We start from the raw sequence: 25,219 nt of genomic DNA, 5'->3' as shown, positions 1-25,219 counted from the left end.
CCTATTCTACGATAATCATTTCTGCATCTGCCTTACGGAATGCAAGCTCATAACCTCTGACAGTAATCTCCATTGGATCTCCAAGAGGAGCCATCTTACGAACATAAATCTCTACTCCCTTGGTAATACCCATATCCATTATTCTACGCTTGATAGCACCCTCGCCATTAATCTTCACAACCTTTGCTGTGCCACCAACCTTAATATCTCTAAGTGTCTTCATTAATTTCTCCTTATATAGCCGGAAATTATTAGACAATTCTAACTAAATATTTAAATTGTTAGTTTTATTTAAATAATCATTGTTAGCTATATCTAACAGCTACCCATAATATACCATGTTTCTTCAATGGTTTCAAGGCGCTAACTCATAAACAAAAAAGATGACTGGGAGACAATTATCTCTCCAGTCATCTTCATAATCTTCTATTTCCCAATCATTGTTCCTGTCTGGCCGCCTACTGCATTGCCAGCATCAGAAAGCTTTGTGATAAGTACCTTGCGGATAGCTGAATCACCAATGTAATCGATAGCTGCCTGAATCTTTGGCGCCATATCTGTAGCACCAAACTCTCCTGCTGCAAGCATCTTCTTAGCATCTGCCACTGAAATGTAATCAAGTGGCTCCTCATCAGCCTGTCCAAAGTTCTTGCAAACCTTTGTAACTGATGTAAGGATAACAAGCATATCTGCATCAAGCTCTGAAGCAAGAAGACCTGCTGCTGTATCCTTCTCAACTACTGCCGAAGCACCCTTTAATTTATTGTCCTGAGTGAGGACTGGAATGCCGCCGCCACCTGCTGCAATAACCACCTGGTCTGCATCGCAAAGTGCCTTGATGGCATCAATTTCAACAATCTCCATAGGCTTTGGAGCAGCCACAATTCTGCGGAAGCCGCCTTCCACCTTGACTGTGTGATTACCCTTTGCTTCCTCAGCCTCAGCTTCCTCCTCTGTAAGGATTCTGCCGATGATCTTTGTAGGTTTATAAAAAGCTTCATCATATGGATCTACAGTCACCTGTGTAAGCACTGTAGATACTGGCTTGTAAATGCCTCGGCCTACAAGCTCAGAACGAATAGCCTGCTGCAAATCATAACCAATGTAACCCTGACTCATTGCGGAACAAACCGACATAGGTGTAGGTGTGTAATCAGGATGATTCTGATAAAACTCAGAAAGTGCTGTGTGAATCATACCTACCTGTGGGCCATTGCTATGGGTGATGACCACCTGATAATCCTGCCCGATAAATTCTGCTACCGCCACCGCTGTGCGCTTTGTAGCGTTCCACTGCTCCAGCACAGTTGTGCCAAGTGCGTCATGTCCAAGTGCAATAACTATTCTCTTTTTGCTCATATGATGCCTCCGAATCGTTTGCCTAAATTATTTATGTAATAATTCTACCATAACAGTACCCAGTAGACACTATTAATATCCTCTTTTGCTTCTGCGATTTCCAATAATTGCAAGGGTGATGACAATGCCAAGTGCTGCCCCTGCTGTATCAATCCACATATCAGAAACCTGTCCTGAACGACCTTCCACAAAAAGCTGGATAGTCTCATCGATAAATGATGCCGAAAGTGCAAATGCCAATGGTTCAAAAAATCTTCTAAGCCATCCCTTTACAAAATATGCAAGCTCCAAAGCAAGCAGCACTCCCAAGATAGCGTACTCTGTAAAATGGGCGCACTTTCTAACAATATACATTCCCGCATCGTCATTTGTAATGACTGGAATGAATCTTGAAATCACTGACAGCCACTTACCGCTTTCGCCCTCAGATACCACTGCAGGCTGCATGCTGTGGCCCCATATAACACAAAGCCACGCCACTATTAAAATCCCTAAAATAATCTTTCCTTTTTTCATAGCGAATATTTTAGCATAAAAAAAGGCTCTCTCTCAAGAGAAAGCCCTTATCATTTTTTATAAAATTTTTCCATTATTACTCCAATTGGAGCGCCCATGAGAAAAGATGTTTCTCTTTCCTCTGGCATATATTCAAGGCCAAGATGTTCGTACAATCTAATGGCCAGTTTATTTCTCTTATCTACCTCAATCAGAATGTTTTCCATTCCCGTTTTCTTACATACTTTAAGACCTTCAGATATAATTCTAAAAAGGGTCTTTCCCTTCATAAAACCAATATCTTCCGCGATGGCAAAACTTGTCACAAATACAGTCTTAGACTCGGTATCATTGCAGTAAAAACAAACGAACCCTACTGGATCTCCACTGAGAAATTCAGCTATAACATGTCCATTTTCAAGAACCTTCTTGGCATAATCAACCAATTCATTCTCATCATGCAACATACTAAGGAATTCGTAGTCTTTAAATTTTTCTAATACTTTGATACAGCCTTCTAAATCTGATACTTCACAAGTTTTGATATCTTTTTCCGCCATCTGTCACAGTCCTCCCTGAATAGAACATATAGTACCATAACAGACTTGGAATAATTGTACAAAATTTATTAGCCTTCGATAGAAATCTCAAAGCACATTCCAAAAAAACCATTGGAATAGTCGATATTTATGAAAAAGAAGGTCCGCTACCTGCGAACCTTCTATAGTGTGTGTATTAAGTTATATTACTGAACTTTATCAATTTTTCTTGTTAATGTAACCTTAATTGTCTCTTCTTTGTAGTCGTTATCATGTCTGGCTACAGTAACATCAACTGTTGTGCCTGCTGCAATGTACTGCATGATATTGTTCAGTGTGTTTACTGAAGTAACCTTACGTCCGTTGAAGCCGGTGATAACATCTTCTACTTCAATACCTGCTTCATCTGCTCCTGAACCAGAAACTACCTGCGCAACATAAACTCCAACAGGAACGTTGTACTGCTCTGACATCTCCTGAGTGATATCCTTACCTGCGATACCAAGATAAGAAGCATCAAGCTCTGAAACAACATCATTGTCTACCATCTGCTGAATAATAGATGTAGCAAATGAAATAGGGATTGCATAACCCATACCCTCAACATTTTCCTGAGCAAGCTTTACAGATACGATACCGATAACCTCTCCCTTTGCATTAAGAAGAGCTCCACCTGAGTTACCAGGATTAACTGCTGCGTTTGTCTGGATAAGTGAATTAGTAACTACATTTCCATCCTCATCCTGAACTGAAACCTCGCGGTCCTTTGCAGAGATGATACCGTTTGTAACTGATGTACCGTAACCCATTGCGTTGCCGATAACGATGGCTGCTTCGCCAACAACAGTGTTATCAGAATCACCAAGTGTTGCTACCTTAATATTAGAAAGAGTATCTGAAGGGATATCCTTTACTGCCACTGAAACAACTGCAAGGTCACAAGATGAATCTGTACCCTTGATTGTTCCCTCTACTGCCTGGTCATCATTGAATGTAATTGTAAGAGTCTCAGCGCCGCTTACAACGTGATTGTTTGTGGCAATGTAAATGTTGTCATCGTCCTGTGAAACGATAATACCTGAACCAGCTGACTGTGTAGGCTGCTGCATTGTACCGAAGAATGTCTGATACTCTTTGATTCCTACATTAGTAACCTGAACAATTGCTGGAAGCACATTCTGTGCAATCTCAGAAACATCAGTAGTAATCTTTGTAGCTGTTGTAGTGCCCTTAGCTGTGTCAGTAGATTCTACTTTCTTGTCTGCCGTTTCTGTCTCGACAGTAGATTCAATAGCTGGCTGCTTGGCTTCTTCCAGGTTCCACAATCTATTAGTAACTGCCACGATAGACTGGAAAGCCAGTCCGGCAACAAGACCAAATACCAATGCAATAGCTGCTGCGTTGCCAAGCTTCTTACCAAGTGTGCTGGTCTTTTTTTTCTTTACTCTATTGCCATCATCGTATGGTGACCACTGATAAAATGATTCACCCTGATTGATTTCTTCTTTCTTATAAGAATAAGAACCAGAGTTGTTCTGCTCTTCCGAATTTGAGCCGTTGTTAAAAAAATCGCTCATATTACTCGCCTTCCTTTCTCAACTACATGCATGTAGTGTAACGCCCTAATGTGACAAGTGCGTGAAGAGTATTAGTATTTCTTTAGAAAAAAAGGTAGTAGCTAAAAAACTACTACCTTTATTAATCTTTTATTCAACTGTAACTGACTTAGCAAGGTTTCTTGGATGATCAACATCAAAGCCCTTACCAACAGATACATAGTAACCAAAGAGCTGCAATGGAATAATTGCAAGTGAGTTTGTAAAGTATCTGTTTGTCTGAGGAATGTACATTACAGAATCTGCAACCTTTTCAATATCCTCATTTCCTATTGTTGTAACTGCAAGAATGTAAGCTCCACGAGTCTTGCACTCTACGATGTTAGATACAGTCTTTGCATATACATTGTCCTGTGTAGCAACTGCTGCAACAAGTGTATTATCCTCGATAAGAGAGATAGTACCGTGCTTTAATTCGCCGGCAGCATATGCCTCAGAGTGAATGTATGAAATCTCCTTAAGCTTAAGTGAGCCTTCCATTGAAATAGCGTAATCAATACCACGTCCAATGAAGAATACGTCCTTAGCTGCAACGAATCTGTTTGCAAACTTCTGGATGCGCTCCTTATTTCCAAGGAGCATCTCAATCTGCTCTGGAAGCTTCTTTAAGTCGCTGATAAGTGACTTCATCTCATCTGCACCGAGAAGTCCTCTAACCTCTGCAAACTTCATTGCAAGAAGATAGAATGCGATGAGCTGAGCTGAGTATGCCTTTGTTGTGGCAACTGAAATCTCTGGACCTGCCCATGTGTACATAACCTTTTCAGCTTCACGTGCGATAGATGAACCTACTACGTTTACAATAGCAAGTGTCATATTGCCCATAGCGCGAGCCATACGAACAGCTTCCTTTGTATCAGCTGTCTCACCTGACTGGCTGACAGCGATAACAAGCTCATTCTCCTGAAGGATAGGATTGCGATATCTAAACTCTGAAGCGATATCAACCTCTACAGGGATACGAGCCATCTCCTCAAATACGTACTTGGCTGTAACACCAGTATGGTAAGCAGAACCGCAGGCTACGATACGAATACGTGAGATTGCTTTAATCTCCTCGTCTGTCATACCAAGCTCCTCGATATCTACCTTGTCATCCTTGATACGTGGATTAAGAGTATCGCGAACAGTCTTAGGCTCCTCGTGAATCTCCTTAATCATGAAGTGGTCGTAACCACCCTTCTCTGCTGCATCAACATCCCAATCGATTGTCTTAGACTGCTTCTCGATTGGCTGACCATCTACATCATAAAACTCAATTGAGTTCTCTGTAAGCTTTGCAATTTCCTCGTTCTCGATGAAGTATACCTCGCGAGTGTACTTAAGAACTGCAGGAACATCTGATGCAATAAGATTTCCATCCTTGCCAAGACCAACGATAAGTGGGCTGTCCTTACGAACTGAGTAAATCTCATCTGGATGATCTGCAAAGATAATTCCAAGGGCGTATGCACCCTCAACACGGTGCATAACCTTTGTTACAGATGTAAGTGGATCATTGCCCTGCTTGTAATAGTAATCAAGAAGGTGAGCAACTACCTCTGTGTCTGTCTCTGACTTAAATGTATATCCACGCTTGATAAGCTTATCCTTAAGCTTAGCGTAGTTCTCGATAATACCATTGTGAACAACAGCAATTGTCTCTTCCTCGTTAAGATGAGGATGAGCATTTGCCTCGCTAGGCTCACCATGTGTAGCCCAACGTGTGTGGCCAATACCAATGGTACCCTGCATCGTAGCACCATCATGAGTCTTCTCGCTAAGAAGCTTTAAACGACCCTTAGCCTTCTGGTACTCAATCTTTGCACCATCATATACAGCCATACCAGCTGAATCATAACCTCTGTACTCCAACTTGCTAAGTCCATCAAGCAAAATAGGTGCTGCCTGTGACTTTCCTACATATCCAACTATTCCACACATAATTAATTCCTCTTATTCTGTTAACTACTGGCCTGAACCGTCTGTTGCCTGTGTTATTTCTGCACTTGATTCACTCAAGCCCGTCTCTGATTTGATGTGCTCACTGATAACATCAACCACATCATCAGTAGGATCATAATCATCCTGATCATACAGGAACTTATGAAGCTGAGCAACGTTTGATGTAAGTGTACAAGGAACTACAACACTACCTGTCTTCTTGCTAACTGTCTTTGTCTTAAGTGCAAATGGGAAGCCTGAAGACTCTGCCATATTGTATTTTCCAACATCTGTAGCCATGCCTACACACTGTGAGAATGAAAGGCTGGTAGCAATCTTAGGGAATACCTTATCAGCAATGTCATTCAACTGTGAAGGTGAAGCATGCTTAGCCTTCTCAACAATCATCTTAATAACCATACGCTGATTCTCAGCACGGCCATAGTCGTTATTTACAGCATATCTGTTTCTACAGAAACCTACTACCTGAGCACCGTTTAAGTGATATGTACCAGGGCTGTCGAAGTAGCAGTCTGAGTACTTCCATCCCTCTTCCTCGTTTGGATAGTAATTAAGGATGTTCTCAACCTCTGCGATGTAACCTGCAAGAGCGTTCTGTCCTGTCTCAGGATTGTTTGTAGTAATCATCTTCTGTGTGATTTCAAGATCGAGACCATCGAGACAGTCTACGATAGTAGCAAGGGCATAGAAGTCAACTGCCACGTATCCGTCAATCTTGATATCAAGGTTTGTGTTAAGCATCTCAAGAGCCTGCTCAACTCCACCATGGTTATAAGCGTAATTACACTTACGATATAAGTCCTTCTCAACCTGAAGGTAAGTATCACGCTGTACTGAAAGCATCTTAACATCCTTTGTATCATTGTTAATAGAAACAAGGATGATAGCATCTGAGTTACCACTGTCGAGCTTTCCGTTTGAACGGTTATCAACACCGAACAGTGCAATAGTCTTGTAATTGCTGAGAACCTCTTCTGTAGCTGCATCAAGTTCGTTTGACTTAACCTGCTCCATATTGATGTTGTCCCAGTTAACCTTGCCAAATTTACTCCAGAAGTAAATAACGATTGCAAGGATTAATAAAATAACTATCTCTATAATAATGATTGTTCTTCTGTTCTTTTTCTTCTGTGCTGCTTTGCTAGTCTTCTTTCTTCCCGCTGGACGGCTGTTTGATGGGCGGCTGCTGCGTCTGTCAGCTGTTGCTCTTGAAGATGCGCGTCCGCCATCTGGACGTGTCACTGAAGGACGGCCATTTCCTGAACGCGAACCGGCTGAGCGACTGCCTGAAGGTCTGCCACCTTCTGGTCTTCTGCCCTGCTGTGGACGATTGCCCTCTGGGCGACGTCTTGGTGCCCCCTGACGAGGCTGACTGCTTCTTGAAGCTGCAGGACGTGAACCTGCTGGACGACGAGCTCCTGATGGGCGGCTGCCCTCTGGTCTTCTGCGTCTTACATCTGGATCGTAATCATACATATCTAATTCATCATCGAGATCAAGTCCACGCTGGGAATTGAAATCTCTGTCCAAGTCAAAATCGTAATCATCAAAATTACTCATCTTACTCCTAGTTCTCCATTCTTATTTTAAAAAAAATTTTATGCTGCCATTTTCATGACAGCATTATGGTTTAGTCTACTCTAATGGTTTGTAGGTTGTCAAGAATTCTATCTGTTTTAGACAAATCTTAATAAATCTTAAGAATTGCGTTTACTATTTATTCTGAAGCACCTGGAAGGACATAATTTTCTACTCCAAGAGGAAGGTTCTTATTATAGAAGCAATCCCCCTGCTGAATGTAATCACCATGTTTTTCCATAAGTCTGTCGTGGCTTTCCTGAGTGGTTTCATTATTTTTATCTTTATATCTGGCGATAACTCGTGGCACCACTACAGTCCTGTATCCTTTAGCTTTTGCTCTCAGACAAAAATCAAGCATGGCATCCCTGCCAGAAAGATTCTTATCAAAACCGTGAAGCATTCTGTATACCTTTGCATCAATCATACAGCAACCACCATCCACCATGGCCACGTCTCTTGGCATGCTTCCCAAGCCCTCATAGGTATCCCTGAAAATTCGCTGCCCATGAAAGGCCGGATACTCAGTACCATCTTCGCCGATAATGTAGCCAGCATTATCATAGGTAAATCCTTTGCCTAAAAAACGCACACCAACTACAGCCACGTCCGGCTGGCAAAGATAGCCGTACATTTTCTTTACGTTGTTTCTGGTGAAGAGTCTCACATTATCCTCACGCAAAAACATGTAGTCTTTACCAAATCTTCTGAAGCTGGTGTCATCATAATCGATGTGCCACTTCTTCAAAGACTGGTCTATTCGTCCGTCGCATACTATTCCGTTGCTTCGTAAATACGATAATGCTAAAGCCAAGTGTTCCTTGGCAGAATATGTAGCCTCCTGCCGTTCTTCCTTTGTCATTCCCTTCGTAGAGGTTCTCTTATGATAAAGAAGAGATGGTACATGAGCGATTTCGAAATTTTTAAAAACTGCTCTTAAAATATATTCATATATATAGGAATATTTTGCCTTCTCATTGAACTCGCCAATCTGTCTTACAAGCCCCTTTGAGATGCACAAAAACTCTCCTATATAATTTGTCTGCAAAAAAAGTTCCTTATTAAAATCACTTTTAAAGTGAGGATTCATTCTGTCCAGCCCCACAAGCTCATCGTGGTCGCTGTAGATAATGTAGGCGTCGCCTTCCAGCCCCTGAATCTTTTCATTGAAAGAACTCAGAGTGTTCCCGCCAAGTCTGTCGTGCTGTCCCAGGAAAACCAAATGGGAGCCTTCTGCAAAATGTATTCCTATATTATAGGCATAGGCTCCGCCATTCTTCTTTTTCAGACGGCGATAATGAACCTTATCAACGATGTCAGGGAAGAATTCCTTAATGGTAACCTCCAGCTCGTTGCTTGGGTTGTTGTCCAAAATATATAATTCGAATTCACGATAATCCTGTTGGTCGATGGACTCCAGCATATCCTTAAACTGGTCCATGTCAGTATCCGTAGTCCAAACCACCAGAGAAAAATAAGCATCGCTCATTATTTCGATCCCTTTCCTCCAAGCACAACAGCAACAGTTTTAAGTAATATCTTCAAATCCAGCATCAGCGACCAGTTGGAAATATACTGGGTATCCAGTGCCACCACATCCTCAAAATCAGTGATGTCGCTTCGTCCGCTGACCTGCCACATTCCTGTAAGCCCCGGTTTAATTGAAAGACGAGCCTTATGATGAAGAGCATAATTTTCATACTCATCCTCAAGAGGTGGTCTGGTTCCAACGATTGCCATATCACCTTTCAAAACATTCCAAAACTGAGGCAGCTCATCGATGGAATACTTACGCATAAAATGTCCTATTGGAATAATGCGCGGATCATTTTCCATCTTAAACATATTTCCGCTGATTTCGTTTTGCTCCATCAGCTCCTTCTTTCGCTCCTCCGCATCCATGTACATGGTTCTGAATTTATAGAATTTAAACTTACGTCCATTTTTACCGATTCTGGTCTGACTGAAAAATACAGGTCCCTTGGACTGGATTTTGATAATTGGTGCAAAAATGATAAAGGCAATCACCACAAAAACCAGTCCTATAATCGAACCCAGTATATCTCCAAATCTCTTGCAAAATGCCTGACGATTATTGGCTATATGCATACTTGTGGTCAGCACTACATAGCGACCATAAGTCTCCATTATTCTGTTTGGCATAAGATTGTCTGTGTGAATGAGGGACACATGAACTGTCAGTCCCTGCTCAACCAAACGTCATGCCAGGTTCTCCTCGCTGGCTCTTGTATTGCCATCAAGGAACACCTCGTCCACCACGTTGGTTCTAAGATATTCAAATAAAGTGTCAGCAGATGCCACAACAAGAATTCCCTGAATCACCTGCCCTGTCATGTCCTTATCAACCACAGCCACACCATTTACCTTAAATTCGTAGTATGGGCTGTGGGCAAGCTCAGCCAGACAGGCATCCACTGTAGTAGATTCAGCCACCACAATAAGGGATGTCTTATTGACATCCTGCAGCATTCTCCTGCGGATAACACGTTTCCATCCGCATCTAAATATATAGGAAATGATTACCATTGCTACACCAGCTACGCCAAGAGCAAATCTTGAGTAGAAGAATGTGGTCTGCATAGCCTGCATGTATAACAGAATTCCCAGTACGTTTACAAAGCAGTGACCAATGGTAGAAATCGCTTCCTGATATTTTGTTCGTCGTAAAATACCCGTGTAAGTCTCTGTAAAAAGAACTCCTGCCAAATCGATAAATGGCAGCAGCATCGCCATATCTTCGTATAAAGGATAATGGTCAAATCTGCTGACAAATATAATTGCACCTTCAAACTTAACAAAAACACCAATGAACAGTGCAATCTCTGCAGCCAACATGTCCAGCAGAATAAAGTCGAGATGCTTTACCCACGAGCGCTTCTTTTTCTTGTACAAGACAATTCTCCCAATACACTATTTTAAGTAAAACCCCAATTACTTCCCCAAGTAATTTATTACCTTATATTATAATGGTTATTCCTTTTATTATCTACAAAATATAATGATGTGCCTAATAAAAAACCTACTCAAATGAATAGTCAAATTTTGTCAGTGAAAGATTTGGATTGTAGTATGGATCCCCCTTCTCATACACATCCTTCCACTTTGACATAAAGTACTCTGTCTCCTTGTCCATGCGGGCCTTCTTTGCTGGGTCTGCGTGGTCAAGTCCACGACTAAGGGACTCTAAGTGATACCACTCAGCAAATGGTGTGTAGACGCAAAGTAAATCCTTGGCTCTAAGCTTCAGGCAGTAATCCACATCGTTAAATGCCACTGCAAGCTTCTCGTCGAATCCGCCCACGCTTTCATAATCTGCTTTGCTTGTAAGAAGGCATGCACCTGTAACTGCTGATAAATCCTGGACACAGGTACTGCGGTAGAAATATCCCACCTGCTCTCTTCCGCTTCCGTGGAACTGTGAATTAGCAACTCCGCCAAGTCCTAAGATAAGGCCGGCATGCTGAACAGTATTGTTGCCATAATATAATCTGGCGCCAACAGCACCAACGTCATTTCTTCTCACAAATCCCATCATCTCTGAGATGGCATTTTTGTTAATCATTCTGGTGTCGTTGTTAAGAAGAAGAATGTATTCTCCATCTGCATTTTCCACACCGAAATTAACCAGCGCAGAGAAATTAAACTGTCCCTTTGTCTCAGGGAAAGCCTTTGTAAAATCTACTATCTTGGCATTGATATCTGTTCTGATTTCCAGCTCTTTGTAGTAATCGAAAAGAGCCGCCTCATCAGAATTATTTTCCACAATCACAAACTGAATATTCTTATAGTCTGTTTTCTCAGTAATACTGTCGATACACTGCTGCAAATCTCTGCAGTGATTCATATTCGGAATTACGATAGAAAGAAGTGGTGTGTCTGGCCACTCATAAATAGTGCGGTAATATCCCAAATGTGTATCCAGCTCCACTCTGGCTGGCACACCGATTCTCTTGTAGTGCTCCTCCACTGCGCGGCGTCCATTCTCATAGGCATACATCTTTGCCTCTGGGTGATCCGCTGTAGAAAGTGGATGTGTACGCCAGTGATAAAGCACACGAGGAATATGGTAAATGTTCTTGCACTGTTCCAAAATTCTAAGGTCAAAATCATGATCCTGTGCACCATCAAACTCAGACTTAATTCCGCCGCTGGCCTTTACCAAATCAGCTCTGGCAACGAAAAGATGAGTGATGTAATTATGTGAGCACAAAAGGTCAAGATTGAAATCCGACTTAAAATGAGGAAGGAAATATTCCTTGCCCTCCATATCGATTTTATCCTCATCGGAATATATAGCCTCGATAGTGTTGTCCTCGTTCAAAGCCTTTGCAATATAAAACATTGCATCAGGAGTGATAAGGTCATCATGGTCTGTAAATCCGATGAACGAACCTGTGGCAAGCTCCAGGGCTGCATTAGTATTTCCGGCAATTCCTGTGTTGCCCTCCAGCTTTTTGTAGACAATTCTGTCGTCCCACTGTCCACCTGTAGCCTTTAAAATGATATCCTTCAGGCCTTCCTTTGGACTGCCGTCGCCAAGGCAGAGCTGCCAGTTTGGATAGGTCTGGGCTGTGAATGACTGAATCAGCTCAACAAGGAAATTCTCCGGTGTGTTGTAAAGAGGAATTACGATACTGATTACAGGATTATACGTAAATACGGTATGACGCTGCTTATCAAGCTCCTCCTCTGTAACAGGATGAGCCTTTAAAAATTTGCGATAACTGTAGTGTTCCTGGTCATGACCGATGGCCTTTAAAAAGGTCTTTGTCACAGTTCTTCTCACACCGTAGTGCTGAAGATACATCAACCCCTTTTCAATTTTATTTGTTGGTTCCTTGTACTCTTTAATCTCGTTCATATTTTTCCCTATTTTAATTTCAAAAGTTGTTTTTCAAAGCAATGCCAGCTAATCAGCGCCAGTGGCACAACGATAGCTACTGACACCCAGAAATTGGTGTAGGTATCCATGTAATATGCTCTGTAGCCGTATGGAATCTCACCGAGGTATTCGATGACACGCTGCTGCACGAAGAATGACATGATGTACACTCCGTAGCTGATGTCGCCCACCTTATTGTATATCTTTGAAATGCCGTAATAATTGAAGCCTAAATACAAAACTATATATGCTCCAAATATCGCAAATACGATTTCGTAATCCAAGAAATATGAGCCTGCCACAAGACCAGCCACTGCCACCAAAAACCACTTGATGGACATAACAATCTTGTCCCTGTAAACATAGTAAAGCACGCCCACTTCAAACTGAAGAGTGAGGCGTCCAAAGTTTACAAACAATGTTTTTGAAACTCCAAGAAATGTATCTGCCGTGCAGCCGTAGCTGAAGTACAGATAAATGCCTGCCGATACTGCGATTATCGCAAAAATCAACTTCTTGAATTTTCTTAAAATTGGCACCATCAAAAGCACCAGCAGATAGCAAAGCACCTCGTACTGAAGAGTCCAGATACTGCCGTTTGCACTTTGATTAATATGGTTTGCAAACACCCCCGGAAGTCTTGTCTCAGATGAAATGAAAACCAGATTCATCAGGTATCCTTTGATATCACCTGCAAAATATTCTTCCCTGGAAAGTGATGTGTACACAGGGCCAAAAATAAAGGCCGTAGAAAGAACGAACAGTGCCATAAGTGGCCATATTCTAAGAAAACGTGCCTTTAAATATTTACCAATTTTGTTGCTACGGTCGTAGCTTCTATAAATTAAAAATCCGCTGATAACAAAGAAAATATCCACGCCTACCTGACCTGAAAGTGCTTTGTGGAAAGTAAGTGTGTACATTAAATCTGACTCAAGATTTGCCTGACACAGTGCGAAGGAATGCATGTACATTACCAGCATGGCGGCAATCAGTCTCACCAGATTTAGATTGTTATCAGTCCCCTGCGACAGGGATTCTAACGTACATTTATTATTCATTAATCGGTTCCTTATTAAATTAATTTTGACGGAGTCATTTTATCATATACCCACAGCACATACAAATTTACCTATTTTTTCAATGGTCACTATAGTATAATCACAATAAGTTTAATTTGAATTTTACCATCGAATTTTGAAGGGAATAATATAAATGAAACAGTCCAAAAATAACGCAATCCAGGGACTTCGATTTTGGGCCATCACCCTTATCATCCTTTCCCATTGCGGTTTTCTGGCTCAGGGCGGATTAGGAAACAACATATTCTTTGCCATGAGCGGATTCTTCGTATGTCAGCCTTTTACACAGGAAAATTTTGAATACGGATACTTTTCGCCAAAGGAATTTGGCCGCTACTACGTAAAGCGCCTGGTGCGCATCATCCCGGCCTGCTGGCTTTGCATGTTCTTTGCCACATGGGGGCTGGCATTTTTCGATTTCAGAGATTTCTCTACTGAGAACAGTCTTTTGTTAAACATGTTTTTCATCAAAAGCAAGAACCACCTTTGGTTCCTTCAGCAGGAGATAATTTTCTATATCGTTGCACCATTTGTGATTTTGATTATCGCAGCTTTCAAAAAGCTCATTGGGACACTAAAGCTTTCTGCACTTCAGATGAATCTTGCAGTGTTTGCCTTTATAAATCTGCTTGTATTTGTCACATATCAGATTTTGCCAAAGGTGCCCGCACTTTTCCTTTATGCAAATGGAAGCACTTCCCCACTTAGGCTCTGGCTCTTTTTAGTGGGCATGGCGTTTGCTTATTTGCTTAGGATTGTAAAGCTTGTAAAGGAGAATGTTTCTGAGAAGACTGTTGTTCTTTGCTCGGCTTTCGGTTCGGTCTATGTGGTACTTTGTCTGGTTCTTTCTATTGTAAGTTCCGAGCAGATTATGTCGAAAATCGATGCTCGCTTCACAGGCTATCACGTAGGTTGGGAACACCCTGTTCTCATCACATATATGGCGGCACTTGCCATTATGATTTTGTGTCTTCTTTCAGAGGGCAATGTTGTTCGCCGCTTCATGGGCAACAGAGTTTTCACTCTCATCGGTAATGTAAGCTTTTCAATGTATCTGCTTCATTTCATGCTGATGCTTCACTTTACAGATTTGTCAGCATACCGTGTATTCGTAGTGGTTTACCTGCTTTCACTGGCTATGTCCATCGCAATATACAACTATGTGGAACAGCCACTTATTAACAAGACAAAGGAGTACCTGAATTGATTTCACGCTTGAAAGATAAAGCCTTCCGCAGAGGGCTTTTCACAATTATAAAGTTCATACTTGCTGCGGTTCTCACTGTTCTGACCTACTTCACCACCAGACAGGTTACTTACATCTCTGTTGGTTTAGTAGAGCTCACCTTTATTTTTATAATTTATAATCTCATTACCGAGAAAAATATTTTTTGTCGAATATTAGCATGCCTGCTGTTTTTCATCTACGTGGCACAGATGACGGTACTTTATTTTGGAAACAGCTACGTCACTCTCACCATGCTGAAAAATATCAAGTTTCTTCAGGATCTTGGCGGGGAAATAGTAGCCTATTCCCTTGGAACTATCCTTGCCCTGGTGATTATTTTTCTCCCAGGCAGATGCATTTTCAAGGCTGATAAAAGAACTATTGTCACTTTGCTTGTAGCTTTCATTTTTATTGAAATGGCTATTAACGCCAGCTACAAACGTTTCAGCCCTGTCCAGAGCTTCGCTACTATTTTGGTGGATCAGGTTCGCTATCAGCATGTTAAGCGTGCTGCCGCAAATCCTGAAGTTGCCCTTGGCACTTTCCATAAGGATTCACTTGAAGACGCTGTTGCAAAACCTGCTGCACTTCCAGAGAAGCCAAACATTATCGTGATTTTCACAGAAGGCCTCAGTTCCAACATCATTTACGATGAAAGAAATATCATGCCAAATCTTCGGGAGTTTGAGAAATCCTGCATCTCTTTCAAAAATTATTACAACCACACCTTCCCAACACTCCGCGGTGTTCAGGGACAGCTTTACAGTGGTTACAAGCTGGATGATGACAATAAGGCAAACAACCTTGTTTCCCTCCACAGCATTTTAAAGGATCAGGGTTACAAGACTTCATTTATAAATACTGAGCCTTTCAATGACGAGTTTACTCTTTATCTGAACAACCTTGGATTCGACGAGATTATCGAGGATAAGGAAAATGTAACAGGACTTGCAGATGGCATGACAGACGGCGAAGCCTACAAGCTTCTCATTCAGTCAGCCCATGAAAAGGCTAAGGATGACCAGCCATTCTTACTTGGCATTTACACCTTTGGCACCCATGTTTCCTTCAACTCTAAGGAGTATCAGTACGGGGACGGTGCCAACGGATTTTTAAATAAGTTTTACAACTGCGACCAGATGTTTAAATACTTCCTGGATGATTTTCAGGAGTCTGACCTCGCAGACAACACCATCATTATTTTCACAACAGATCACTCCACTTACGCTGACCAGTCCTACACAGATTTGTTTACGGACCACAAACGTGAATGCACCGATCTTGATGTGATGCCACTGTTCATCTATTACAAAGGCATAGAGCCTCAAGAGATTGATGTAAAGGGGCGCAATTCCCTTTGCTTTGCTCCTACAGTTTTGGATTTCCTTGATATCGATTCCGAGAACTATTTTCTTGGCACAAGCCTTTTTGATGCCGATGCAGGTTCCCAGTTCGACAGAATGTTTTACGATGCCTCATACCTTATCAGTACTGAGGGCGGAGAAATAAGATATCTTGAAGAATTGGAAAAAGAAGAATTTTTAAGTCAGGTTCTGACTTACTTTAGTGCCCTTGAGGCAGAACGATAAATCGCAGAATACAAAAAGGCTTGGCACCGTAACTGGTACCAAGCCTTAAATTTTACTCTTCCTTCAGTCTAAACCAACCATCCAAAATTGAAAGGTTAGGATTGTAATATGGATCACCCTTTTCAAGAATGTCTGGCCATCTCTTCTCAAGCTTCTCAACCTCAGAATTAAATCTGGCAACCTTCTCTCCTGTGTCCTCATATCCACGAGACTTTGACTCATAGTGGTAAAGCTCAGCGTGTGGATTGTAAACAACCAGGTATCCCTTATCACGAACCTTCATACAGAAGTCCACATCGTTAAAGGCAACTGCCAAATCCTCTGTAAGACCGCCAACCTCATCAAATACTTCTTTGCGAACCATCAGGCAGGCAGCTGTAACAGCTGAAAGATCCTGAGTGGTAACTGCACGGAACATGTAACCTGGCTCGCTTCGCTCAAGGCCAACAAATGTGTGACCAGCGATTCCGCCGATTCCCATAACAACACCGGCATGCTGCACTGTATTGTCAGGATAATAAAGAAGGGCTCCGCAGATACCTACATCTGGGCGAAGACATACATCTACCATCTCTCTGATGCAGCCCTCGTTAATAATCTCTGTATCGTTATTTAAAAGCAGATACATCTCACCGCTGGCAGCCTTTGCTCCGCAGTTGTTGATTGCAGAGAAATTGAAGCCTGGTGTCTCATAGCGAACAATCTTCACATCAGGACGACCCTCGATTGACTTGTAGTACTCGAAAGTCTCTGGCTCTGTAGAATTGTTCTCCACAATGATAAACTCAATATTTTTGTAATTGCTCTTTGCATCTATTGACTTGATACACTTATCCAAATCATCAGTGTGGTCCTTGTTAGGAATGATAATAGAAACAAGTGGCTCCTTGTCCCACTGATAGATTGTGCGGTAGCATCCGTAGAATGTGTCCTGCTCAACCTTAGCTGGGATGCCAAGTCTGTCATAGTGCGCCTGAACAGCACGTACACCTGCATCGAAAGCGTAAAGCTTGCTCTCAGCTGACATAGCAGTAGATGCAGCGTGGCTTCTCCAGTGATAGAGAGCCTTTGGAACGTGATAAACATTTCCAGCAGCCTCGCAGCAGCGGAGAATGAAATCGTGATCCTGGGCACCGTCGTACTCTTTATTAAATGCTCCCACCTTCTCGTAGATATCACGTCTGAAAATGAAAAGATGGCAGATGTAATTTACTGAGCAAAGTAAATCTAAGTTGTAATCTGGCTTGAACACTGGCTCAAAGTATTCCTTTGAATCCATTGAAATCTTGTCCTCATCAGTGTAGATGACGTCGATGCTGCGGTCCTTATTGATAGCAGCCACGCACTCGTACATTGCATTTGGAGCAAGAGTGTCATCGTGGTCTGAAAGCACGATGAAATCACCTGTGGCAAGGGCGATGGCAGCATTTGTGTTATCTGAAATGCCAAGGTTTGCCTCAAGGTGTGTGTATTTAATACGGCTGTCGCCGCCGTATTTCTTCTCGATAAATTTGCCGATGCTGTCATCTGGGCTTCCGTCTGCAAGACAAAGCTCCCAGTTGGCATAAGTCTGAGCCACGATAGAATCAATAAGCTCCACAAGGAACTTCTCAGGAGTCTGATACATTGGCACCACGATACTCATAAGTGGATTGTACTCAAACTTCTCATTGCGCTGACGCTGAAGCTCCACCTCTGTAGGGCCGAAGCTTGTAAGGAAATCCATGTATGTGTACTTAGGTGCATCAGCATTCTTAAACTTATCAATGGCATGCTTGATAGTAGCGCCAAGTCCATTATCCTGGCGGTAAAGCTCGATACGCTCCCACAATGTCTTCTTAGGAAGAAGATTTCCACCTGTAAGCACGTGTGGAGTGTCTACCTTGCAATCGTAAACCTGACCATTTGCAGTGATTGTAAGGCGAAGCTTTTTATAATTGCCCTTATCAAAAACAATCTCAAGGCCGGAATCACACTTCTCTGTAAGCTCTGGATAGACTCCGTAAACATCCTTACGGAACATTCTCTTTACAGAAATAGGAATCTCTGTATTGCCATCGTAAAGATGGAACTCCTCAGGTACATTTCCGATAGCCCAGCCAAGAATCTGAATCTTATCATCTGTAACAGCTGCGCGCTCAAGATTGTACTCATATTCCTTCTTAAGCTTTTCAAGGTCGCGGCCTGTAGCCTTGTAAACAACACTTCTAGTATCTCCAAGAACACAGATAAGCTGTAAAGACTTCACATCCTTTAAGTTCTCTGGAAGCTCAATCTCGCCCACATATTCCTTGGAAACACTCTTGTGAGCAGCGATATAGCGGCGGCGAACCTCATTGCCTTCGTTGATGGTGATGTCCATCTTGTAAGGCTTTCCGTTCATCTCTGCCACAAGGTCGTAGCCCTTAGGATTATCAAATGGATAAAATCCCTGGAACAACAATGTATTTTTCTTTGTTAAATGGTATCTGATAAATACCACATTAAAAGTATCTCTCAAATCAATCCACCTTCCATTTACCGGTTTCAACGTCAAATCTTTGCACTCCGCCACGTGAGTAGCCATCCTCCACAGTGAGGCTCTCGGCAATCTCAGATGTTAAAGTGCCAGCCGCTATTATATCATAGAATAAATCTTCTACAAGTACCGCATCTACAACCTGCTCATCAGCCAGGTACTTTGTGCCAGTGGCATACTGAGTCACATAATCCAAAATGCCCTTCTGAAGCAGCTTCACATCCTCGCTTACAAAGTCATCTCCCTTGAAACTTGGCTTTGGCTGACCATTTTCCATGGTGAAATTAATAAGCTGGCCAAATGGCGCAGATAAAGCATTCTCCAAAAACAGCTGATATTTCATCAGCTTGCTCTCGTCGATGAGACGAGGATCAGTGATTTCGAAGATGGCGTTAGCCTTTCCACCGATACGCTCTGGCTTATTTGAATGAAGAGCCAGGTAGTGTCCTCTGATGTCCCTGCCAGTAAGCTTCATAAGGAAGTACTGGATTGTGCCGGAAAATCCCACGTCTACCACGGCGATTTCCTTTGATGTCAAAAGGAAATCCTCAGCGTAATTCATATATGCAATCTTCTCTTTTTTAGCCCTGTCGAAAATCTCATCCTTGTATGGTTCCAAGGCTGCCATCAGCTCTTCAGGCTTTGTCTCGTAGTCAAACTGGCGGTCAGTATCGTCGCTGTGAAGCTCCAATCCGAAGCGTTCCACCAAAAGATTACTGAATGTGCCCTGATATTTCTGGGAGATAAGCTCTCTGATATCCTCATCATTTTCAAGAGCTGGCACAGCGCAGGCTCTGCGGGATGTAAGGAAATAGTGAATGTCTGGCACCTCGATGCCCTTTCCCTGACAGTATCCGCGGATAAGCTGCTCTAACATATAACCTTCGCGGGCAAGAAGAAGCAGTCTCTCGCCACTCTTTTTATTTTCATCTACAATCCACTCTACAAAGCGGGCCATAAGTGGGCCCATGGTGGTGTAGCCCATGTCGTACATATTCTTAAAGTGAAGCTGTCCCTTATCATCGAAGGCAAATGGAGAGTTGAAGATTCCTCCATTTATGGCCTGGCCTACCACTACAGAATCAGCAAGGCTTCTCTTTGCCAGCTTATCAAAATAAGCAAAATCAGAAAGAGCCAGCAAATCTCTTGGGTTCATTACAATGTGTGTAGCCACATGTCTGTCCATGAGAATCTGTGAATCCGAGCGGAAATTGTCTCCCACATGGATAAATGAATCTGCTGGTACATTTGAAAGCACCAGATTCCACATGCTTCCGTCGTCCTTGCGGGCGCCCACCTCACATGAAATAAGAAGCTCATCATAATATGCTATACCACACTTGTGTAATAATCCTACAACCTCCACACGGTTGAGGTACATATCGCTAACCAGGATTACACGCTTGCCCATTGATTTCAGGGCGTTGTAAACCTCCACCATGTCTTTTCTAGGAATGCATACAGCAGTCTCAATATCGATTTCCAGCTTCTTGATATCCATAGCGATATCGCCGATGGTCTTGTCCTTGGAAACCTCCACGTATATCTTGTCGATTGTGGTGAGGGCACCGTACTGTGCTGCGGCAGCAGCCTCAGCAGATTTTCTCAGTTTCAGGAAATCCACCTGCTTGCCGTACTTATTGGCAATGACCTTCTCCACGATTCTAAACACATCATCTGGCTCATACACTGTTCGAGTGATGAGTGTGTCGAAAATATCAAATGAAATAGTCTCATAAGCTGAAAGCTTCATAATGAGAAGCTCCTTGTCCACCTTGAAATTGCTATAGAATGGACGAAGGCTCTTATTGACCTGTGTATCCTTATCCTCTAAATAAAGGATGAAATCGTCATAACCCTGCTTTCTTGAAATGAAAGGAAGGATGCGCTCCAAAGCGTGAGCAAGTGTGCCGTCAGTCTGGCCTGCCTCCTCAGGGAAATCCTCATAGCTGTAGCCATGATCAAAAACAGGCTTCAGCGCATCGGTACGAGCCCAGAAGAATGAGCCTGCTGGGTAATTGAATACAGATGGCATCTCACCTAAATCGTACTCAGCAAAAAGCTGCTGACCCAGGCCTGCATTAGCAAGCCATGAGTAGGCAATCATAGGTACTTCTTCATGGATATCTGGGTATACCAAACCTGCATTTTTATTCTTAAATAAATCAAATATAGAATTAACTTTCTCAGGAGAGCCTAATAATATCTCAAGTGAGAACTGTCTCCAGCCTCCCTTTTCCTGTCCCGAGTAAAGAGACTTCTTGCTGTGTACATGGAGGAAATAATCGTGCTGCTTTATCTCCTCAGCAAAGGCCACATAAAGAGGTGCGAGATCGCGTCCCCTGTTCTGAAGCGGACGAACCACCGTCTTGTTGGCCATCTTAAGGTCCTTCAACCCGGCCTTAATCACATTGATATCAGCGTCAGGCTGACATGAGATATAAAGGTCAAAGCGGAATGGAATATTTGAAAAATAGCTTACAAACTCTGGAAGTAAATCCACATAGAAAAGATGAAGATGCACTGCGATAGATGGTGCTTCCTCTCCTCTCGCTGCAGCCTTCTTAGCCTCACGGGCAGCAATCTTCGCTGCTTTCTTGGCTTCCTTCTCAGCCTTTTTTGCATCTCTTGCTGGGCTAGGCTTGCCTCGCAGGAATGCTGCCAAGGCACGGAAGCTCTCCAAAGTCTTGTAGCCTCTGGTGTTTACAGTGTTGTCGTATATTGTGCGAAGCTGGTCATTCACAGCCTCGATGTTTCTGATGTGCACATCCTTTGCAGCGATAAGATCCTGTAGCTGCTTTATCTGATAATCACGGCTGGCGATGGCAAAATCAGCGCTTGTCTTGCTGCGGCCTTCCGCATGTTCTCTCAGCTCCTTCAGATTCTTCACATCCTTGAAGCAGTATCTGCTCTGGAAGTGATCCTCCATCTTCTGATACTCTGCCTTTTCTGCATCAGAAATAGCCACCAGATTGCCTGGAAGCTGGCTGAATTTCACCACACGGTAAAGCATGTAATTGATGGGAATAGGGAAATCAAAAGTCCACTCGTAATCAATAATCTGCCATCCCTTGTCAGTCTTGATGATGTTGTCAAAAATTAAATCTATATCTAAGTATTTGCACGCAAGCACTCCCCTAGGCAAATCCACCTGTCCGAAGACCTTCTCGAACTCTGGAGTACTTACAAACTCAGTAGCCTTTGGGATAAATGCCCCCTTCACTGCTGCAAGGAAATCTTCTGCATCTTCCGCAGTCAAATGCTGTCCCTCAAGGAATTCACTTTCAATGGAATCCCCCACAAGCTTACTGTCATTTACGCAAAAATCAGAGCCCTGCAGTAATTCCTGCAAGCCTCTGTAGCTATCGAATACTCTATGTATATGCTCCACAGCCTCTGAGTCGTAGGGCCTTTTCACAACAACCTTTGTGCCGTCACGCTCCACAATATCTGTGATGATGTTGTATTTTGGGTTTCTCTCATTGGAGAGCTTCTCGTATAGTAATCGTTCCATTTTTTATTTAGCAATGAGCAGATAGTCGCCTGCTCCTCCCCCTAAATAATCCTCTGCATATATTTCTGTGGTAAACAGGTAATCTGGGCTCACTCTGAAAGTAGTGATGTCATTGAAGCCCGCTTCTTTTAAAAGGTTCTTTACAAAGTTTGAAAGTCTGTCTTTTTCAGAGAATGCATATACTAGTCTGCCGCCGTCTGACAGGTGTTTCTTCAAAGCTGAAGGAGTCTCTGAAAGGTGTCCAAGATTGATAATGATATTAAATCGTTCTTTAATATCCTCTATGGAATCTTCCATGGCTACAGTAACCTGAGCAGCCTGTTCCTGAAGCCATTCCACCAGGGACTCGCAGTCCGGCTCTATAATAAGCACACTGTCTCCCTTTGTGATACCCACAGGGGAAAGCACGTTGCTTCTCATATGACTAAGATTCTCAATGGCCTCAATGGTTCCCTCTTCAAAGATTCGTCTATTATACTTTTCTTGTATCATAGGCACACTCCTTAAATCAATCCTTAACTTTTGTTACAGTAACCTTTGAATTCATATCATAATATCCCACAGTGTTCTTAGTGCTGACCACTGTAATATTCATAACATCGTAAAGTCTGTGATATGCCACGAAATCCACACCGTCATAACCTGTGCAGCTGATAGACATCAGATACTCGCCGCCCTGCATATCCATCTTCTGGGTGAAGGTAGCCACATATTCGCTGCCCTCCTTGCAAAGACCCACATCGCACTTTTCGTACATGGTGTTGGTGCCTGTCACATCGATTCCTTTAAGAGTCTTAAATGTAAGTGTAAAGATAGGATTCTCGATATCTGTATTGAAGTGCACCTTTGACTTTACTGTGAAGGTGCTGCCCTTCATAATGGCGTTGGTGTAATTGCCATTGTCATCGATAACTGCAAAATCAACGATGCTGGCTCTGCCATCGCCGTACTCATTAACATTTGGATTGAGCTGGTAGTTTGACTTCCAGTTTGTAGAGCCTGGCTGGTCTGAATTAACGATACTGTCCTGGCTGTCTGCCCCAAAAGCGTCTGCCAGATCCACCTTGCTAGAAAGCACTGGCTCCTGACCAACAAGAATCTTTTTATAGATATCAATCATATCCTTTGGTGTGCCCTCAGCCACCTTATCACCCTTGTTGATAAGGACTGCTCTGTCGCAGTATTTGCTGATGGCGCCCAAATCATGGGATACGAAAAGAATAGTCTTTCCTGCTTCCTTAAACTCTTCGAACTTCTTGTAGCACTTTGCCTGGAAGAAAACATCACCTACAGAAAGGGCCTCATCTACGATGAGAATCTCTGGATCGATGTTGATAGCTACTGCAAAAGCCAAACGGACAAACATACCTGAAGAGTATGTCTTTACCGGCTGGAAAACGAAATCGCCAATATCTGCAAAACTAAGGATATCATCAAGCTTTGCATCGATTTCTTCCTTGCTGTAACCAAGCATGGTGCCGTTCAGATATATATTTTCAATTCCTGTATATTCCTGATTAAAACCTGCTCCCAGCTCAAGAAGTGCTGAGATTCTGCCATCCACACGGACATCACCCTTTGTAGGTGAAAGCACGCCTGTAATAATCTTTAAAATGGTGGACTTTCCAGAACCATTGGTACCGATAAGACCCACGCACTCTCCCTGCTTTACAGCAAAGGACATATTTTTGAGAGCATAGTGCTCTTTATAATTCTTTTTTCTTGTAAGACCGAGAGTATCAGCTACTCGGGCTTTATTGCTATCGAAAAGCTTGTAGACTTTGTCTACGTTGTTAACCTCTATAACGTAATCGCTCATATCGTCTCCTATGTTGCTATATGAGTCAATTCTATCATAATTTACAAAAAAAGGACACCGGTTTCCCGATGCCCTCTTTTATCTCAGGTGACCCCAACACCTGAGATGGGTGAAAATTTAGCTTTATAATCATGGCAACTTAAAGCCTCATGATTCCTAAGCCTGCGCCCCCACCAATACTAATTAACTTCCAAATAGTCGGTGATTACGCCGTCCACACCAAGACGCTGAAGGGATAACATCTGTCCCTTTGTCTCTGGTGCATAAGAATAAACCTTTCCCCCTGCCTCATGAATGGCTCTTACTGTTCTAGGTGTAAGAGTCTTCATATTAACCCCGTAATACTCAGCTGGGTATTTGGTAGGAAGTGTAGACTTTCCAAATGAAGCCAGTTTCATAATTGGCTGATCTGGATTAATAGCCTTAATTCCTGCTAGGTAGTCATAATTGAATGATAAAAATACTACCTTGTCTAAAAGTCCGTACTGCTGAACTTTCTCATATACCTGACCTGCAAACTCAGGATCTTCTCCAATATCCTTCAATTCGCAGAACATACGCATATTTGTAGACTGTAACAGATTCAGTACCTGGTCCAGTGTAGGAATGCGCTCCATAGCATATTCCTTGCCGTACCACGCTCCTGCATCAAGCTCCAAAAGCTCCTCATAGGTGTGGTCAGCAATTGTTGTTTCTCCGCCGTCAACCTTCTCTAACGTGTCATCGTGGTAGATTACAAGCTCTCCATCTTTTGTCTTTCTTACATCAAATTCTACCGTTTTTGCCCCGTGTGCATAAGCCCCCGCAAAAGCACTAAGGGTGTTCTCCGGATAAGCCCCAGAATACCCCCTGTGAGCTACTACCTGAACTACAATATCTTCATCAGCATCAGCTGGTAAATAATTGAACTCATTGCAGAATGCAAAAGAACAAAGCAAGGCGACCATGCTGACTGCGACGGTTCTCCCTACTTTAGAAAAAAACTTACCCCTCATACGCAAGTCCCCCCTTCTCTAGCTAGTTATATTTTAGCAC

At 42.6% G+C, this 25,219-nt stretch carries 19 protein-coding genes; 2 read left to right on the top strand and 17 right to left on the bottom strand.

Features of this window, described 5'->3' with window-relative positions; translation table 11 throughout:
* Window position 1 precedes the first annotated feature (1 nt).
* The 12 genes from G592_RS0108615 to G592_RS0108565 form a co-directional block, all read right to left on the bottom strand.
* A complete protein-coding gene (locus G592_RS0108615; protein ID WP_028247473.1) occupies window positions 2–223 on the bottom strand; it encodes a FeoA family protein in 222 nt (73 codons plus the stop codon).
* 203 nt (window positions 224–426) lie between these two features.
* Window positions 427–1,359, bottom strand: coding sequence for a carbamate kinase (gene arcC, locus G592_RS0108610; protein ID WP_028247472.1), 933 nt, complete (start codon window positions 1,357–1,359; stop codon window positions 427–429).
* A gap of 72 nt (window positions 1,360–1,431) precedes the next feature.
* The gene (locus G592_RS0108605) at window positions 1,432–1,875 is read right to left on the bottom strand and encodes a VanZ family protein (protein ID WP_028247471.1); all 444 of its coding nucleotides are present in this window, start codon (window positions 1,873–1,875) and stop codon (window positions 1,432–1,434) included.
* Window positions 1,876–1,925: 50 nt separating this feature from the next.
* A complete protein-coding gene (locus G592_RS0108600) occupies window positions 1,926–2,414 on the bottom strand; it encodes a GNAT family N-acetyltransferase (RefSeq protein WP_028247470.1) in 489 nt (162 codons plus the stop codon).
* Window positions 2,415–2,599: 185 nt separating this feature from the next.
* Window positions 2,600–3,970 carry a S1C family serine protease gene (locus G592_RS16050; protein ID WP_051194829.1) on the bottom strand — a complete coding sequence of 457 codons (1,371 nt, stop codon included), beginning with the start codon at window positions 3,968–3,970 and terminating at the stop codon, window positions 2,600–2,602.
* A gap of 129 nt (window positions 3,971–4,099) precedes the next feature.
* Window positions 4,100–5,932, bottom strand: coding sequence for a glutamine--fructose-6-phosphate transaminase (isomerizing) (gene glmS / locus G592_RS0108590; RefSeq protein ID WP_028247469.1), 1,833 nt, complete (start codon window positions 5,930–5,932; stop codon window positions 4,100–4,102).
* Window positions 5,933–5,956: 24 nt separating this feature from the next.
* Complete coding sequence (locus G592_RS17025; RefSeq protein WP_051194828.1) at window positions 5,957–7,513, bottom strand: LCP family protein; 1,557 nt, start codon at window positions 7,511–7,513, stop codon at window positions 5,957–5,959.
* Window positions 7,514–7,670: 157 nt separating this feature from the next.
* Complete coding sequence (locus G592_RS0108580) at window positions 7,671–9,020, bottom strand: glycosyltransferase family 2 protein (RefSeq protein WP_028247468.1); 1,350 nt, start codon at window positions 9,018–9,020, stop codon at window positions 7,671–7,673.
* On the bottom strand, window positions 9,020–9,748 hold the full coding sequence (locus tag G592_RS17835; protein WP_242830158.1) for a sugar transferase: 729 nt from the start codon (window positions 9,746–9,748) through the stop codon (window positions 9,020–9,022). The genes G592_RS0108580 and G592_RS17835 overlap by 1 nt, the downstream gene beginning before the upstream one ends.
* A 3-nt stretch (window positions 9,749–9,751) precedes the next feature.
* On the bottom strand, window positions 9,752–10,444 hold the full coding sequence (locus G592_RS17830; protein WP_242830157.1) for a nucleoside-diphosphate sugar epimerase/dehydratase: 693 nt from the start codon (window positions 10,442–10,444) through the stop codon (window positions 9,752–9,754).
* A 127-nt stretch (window positions 10,445–10,571) separates the two neighbouring features.
* Window positions 10,572–12,413: a glycosyltransferase family 2 protein gene (locus G592_RS16035; RefSeq protein ID WP_051194827.1), complete on the bottom strand. Its 1,842-nt coding sequence runs from the start codon at window positions 12,411–12,413 to the stop codon at window positions 10,572–10,574.
* Between the two features lie 8 nt (window positions 12,414–12,421).
* Window positions 12,422–13,495: an acyltransferase family protein gene (locus G592_RS0108565; RefSeq protein WP_081660353.1), complete on the bottom strand. Its 1,074-nt coding sequence runs from the start codon at window positions 13,493–13,495 to the stop codon at window positions 12,422–12,424.
* 154 nt (window positions 13,496–13,649) lie between these two features.
* Here G592_RS0108565 and G592_RS0108560 point away from each other — a divergent pair, with 154 nt between their 5' ends.
* Both G592_RS0108560 and G592_RS0108555 read left to right on the top strand, forming a co-directional pair.
* A complete protein-coding gene (locus G592_RS0108560; RefSeq protein ID WP_028247466.1) occupies window positions 13,650–14,723 on the top strand; it encodes an acyltransferase family protein in 1,074 nt (357 codons plus the stop codon).
* Window positions 14,720–16,333 carry an LTA synthase family protein gene (locus G592_RS0108555; RefSeq protein WP_051194826.1) on the top strand — a complete coding sequence of 538 codons (1,614 nt, stop codon included), beginning with the start codon at window positions 14,720–14,722 and terminating at the stop codon, window positions 16,331–16,333. Before G592_RS0108560 ends, G592_RS0108555 begins: the two co-directional genes overlap by 4 nt.
* A gap of 52 nt (window positions 16,334–16,385) precedes the next feature.
* Here G592_RS0108555 and G592_RS0108550 read toward each other — a convergent pair whose 3' ends face one another.
* From G592_RS0108550 to G592_RS16030, 5 genes are all read right to left on the bottom strand, one after another.
* The gene (locus G592_RS0108550; RefSeq protein WP_242830156.1) at window positions 16,386–18,887 is read right to left on the bottom strand and encodes a glycosyltransferase family 2 protein; all 2,502 of its coding nucleotides are present in this window, start codon (window positions 18,885–18,887) and stop codon (window positions 16,386–16,388) included.
* Window positions 18,835–22,365 (bottom strand): rhamnan synthesis F family protein, encoded by a 3,531-nt coding sequence (locus tag G592_RS0108545; protein ID WP_028247463.1) that lies wholly within the window; start codon window positions 22,363–22,365, stop codon window positions 18,835–18,837. Before G592_RS0108545 ends, G592_RS0108550 begins: the two co-directional genes overlap by 53 nt.
* Window positions 22,366–22,368: 3 nt before the next feature.
* Window positions 22,369–22,857, bottom strand: a complete 489-nt coding sequence (locus G592_RS0108540) for a hypothetical protein (RefSeq protein ID WP_028247462.1) — start codon at window positions 22,855–22,857, stop codon at window positions 22,369–22,371.
* A 16-nt stretch (window positions 22,858–22,873) separates the two neighbouring features.
* Window positions 22,874–24,184, bottom strand: coding sequence for an ABC transporter ATP-binding protein (locus G592_RS0108535; RefSeq protein ID WP_028247461.1), 1,311 nt, complete (start codon window positions 24,182–24,184; stop codon window positions 22,874–22,876).
* A 179-nt stretch (window positions 24,185–24,363) separates the two neighbouring features.
* Window positions 24,364–25,179 carry a glycerophosphodiester phosphodiesterase gene (locus tag G592_RS16030; RefSeq protein ID WP_081660351.1) on the bottom strand — a complete coding sequence of 272 codons (816 nt, stop codon included), beginning with the start codon at window positions 25,177–25,179 and terminating at the stop codon, window positions 24,364–24,366.
* Window positions 25,180–25,219 lie beyond the last annotated feature (40 nt).

The sequence above is a fragment of the Pseudobutyrivibrio ruminis CF1b genome (genome assembly GCF_000424005.1).
GTDB classification, from domain to species: Bacteria; Bacillota; Clostridia; order Lachnospirales; family Lachnospiraceae; genus Pseudobutyrivibrio; species Pseudobutyrivibrio ruminis_C.
This window is presented reverse-complemented; position numbering and strand designations above follow the sequence as displayed.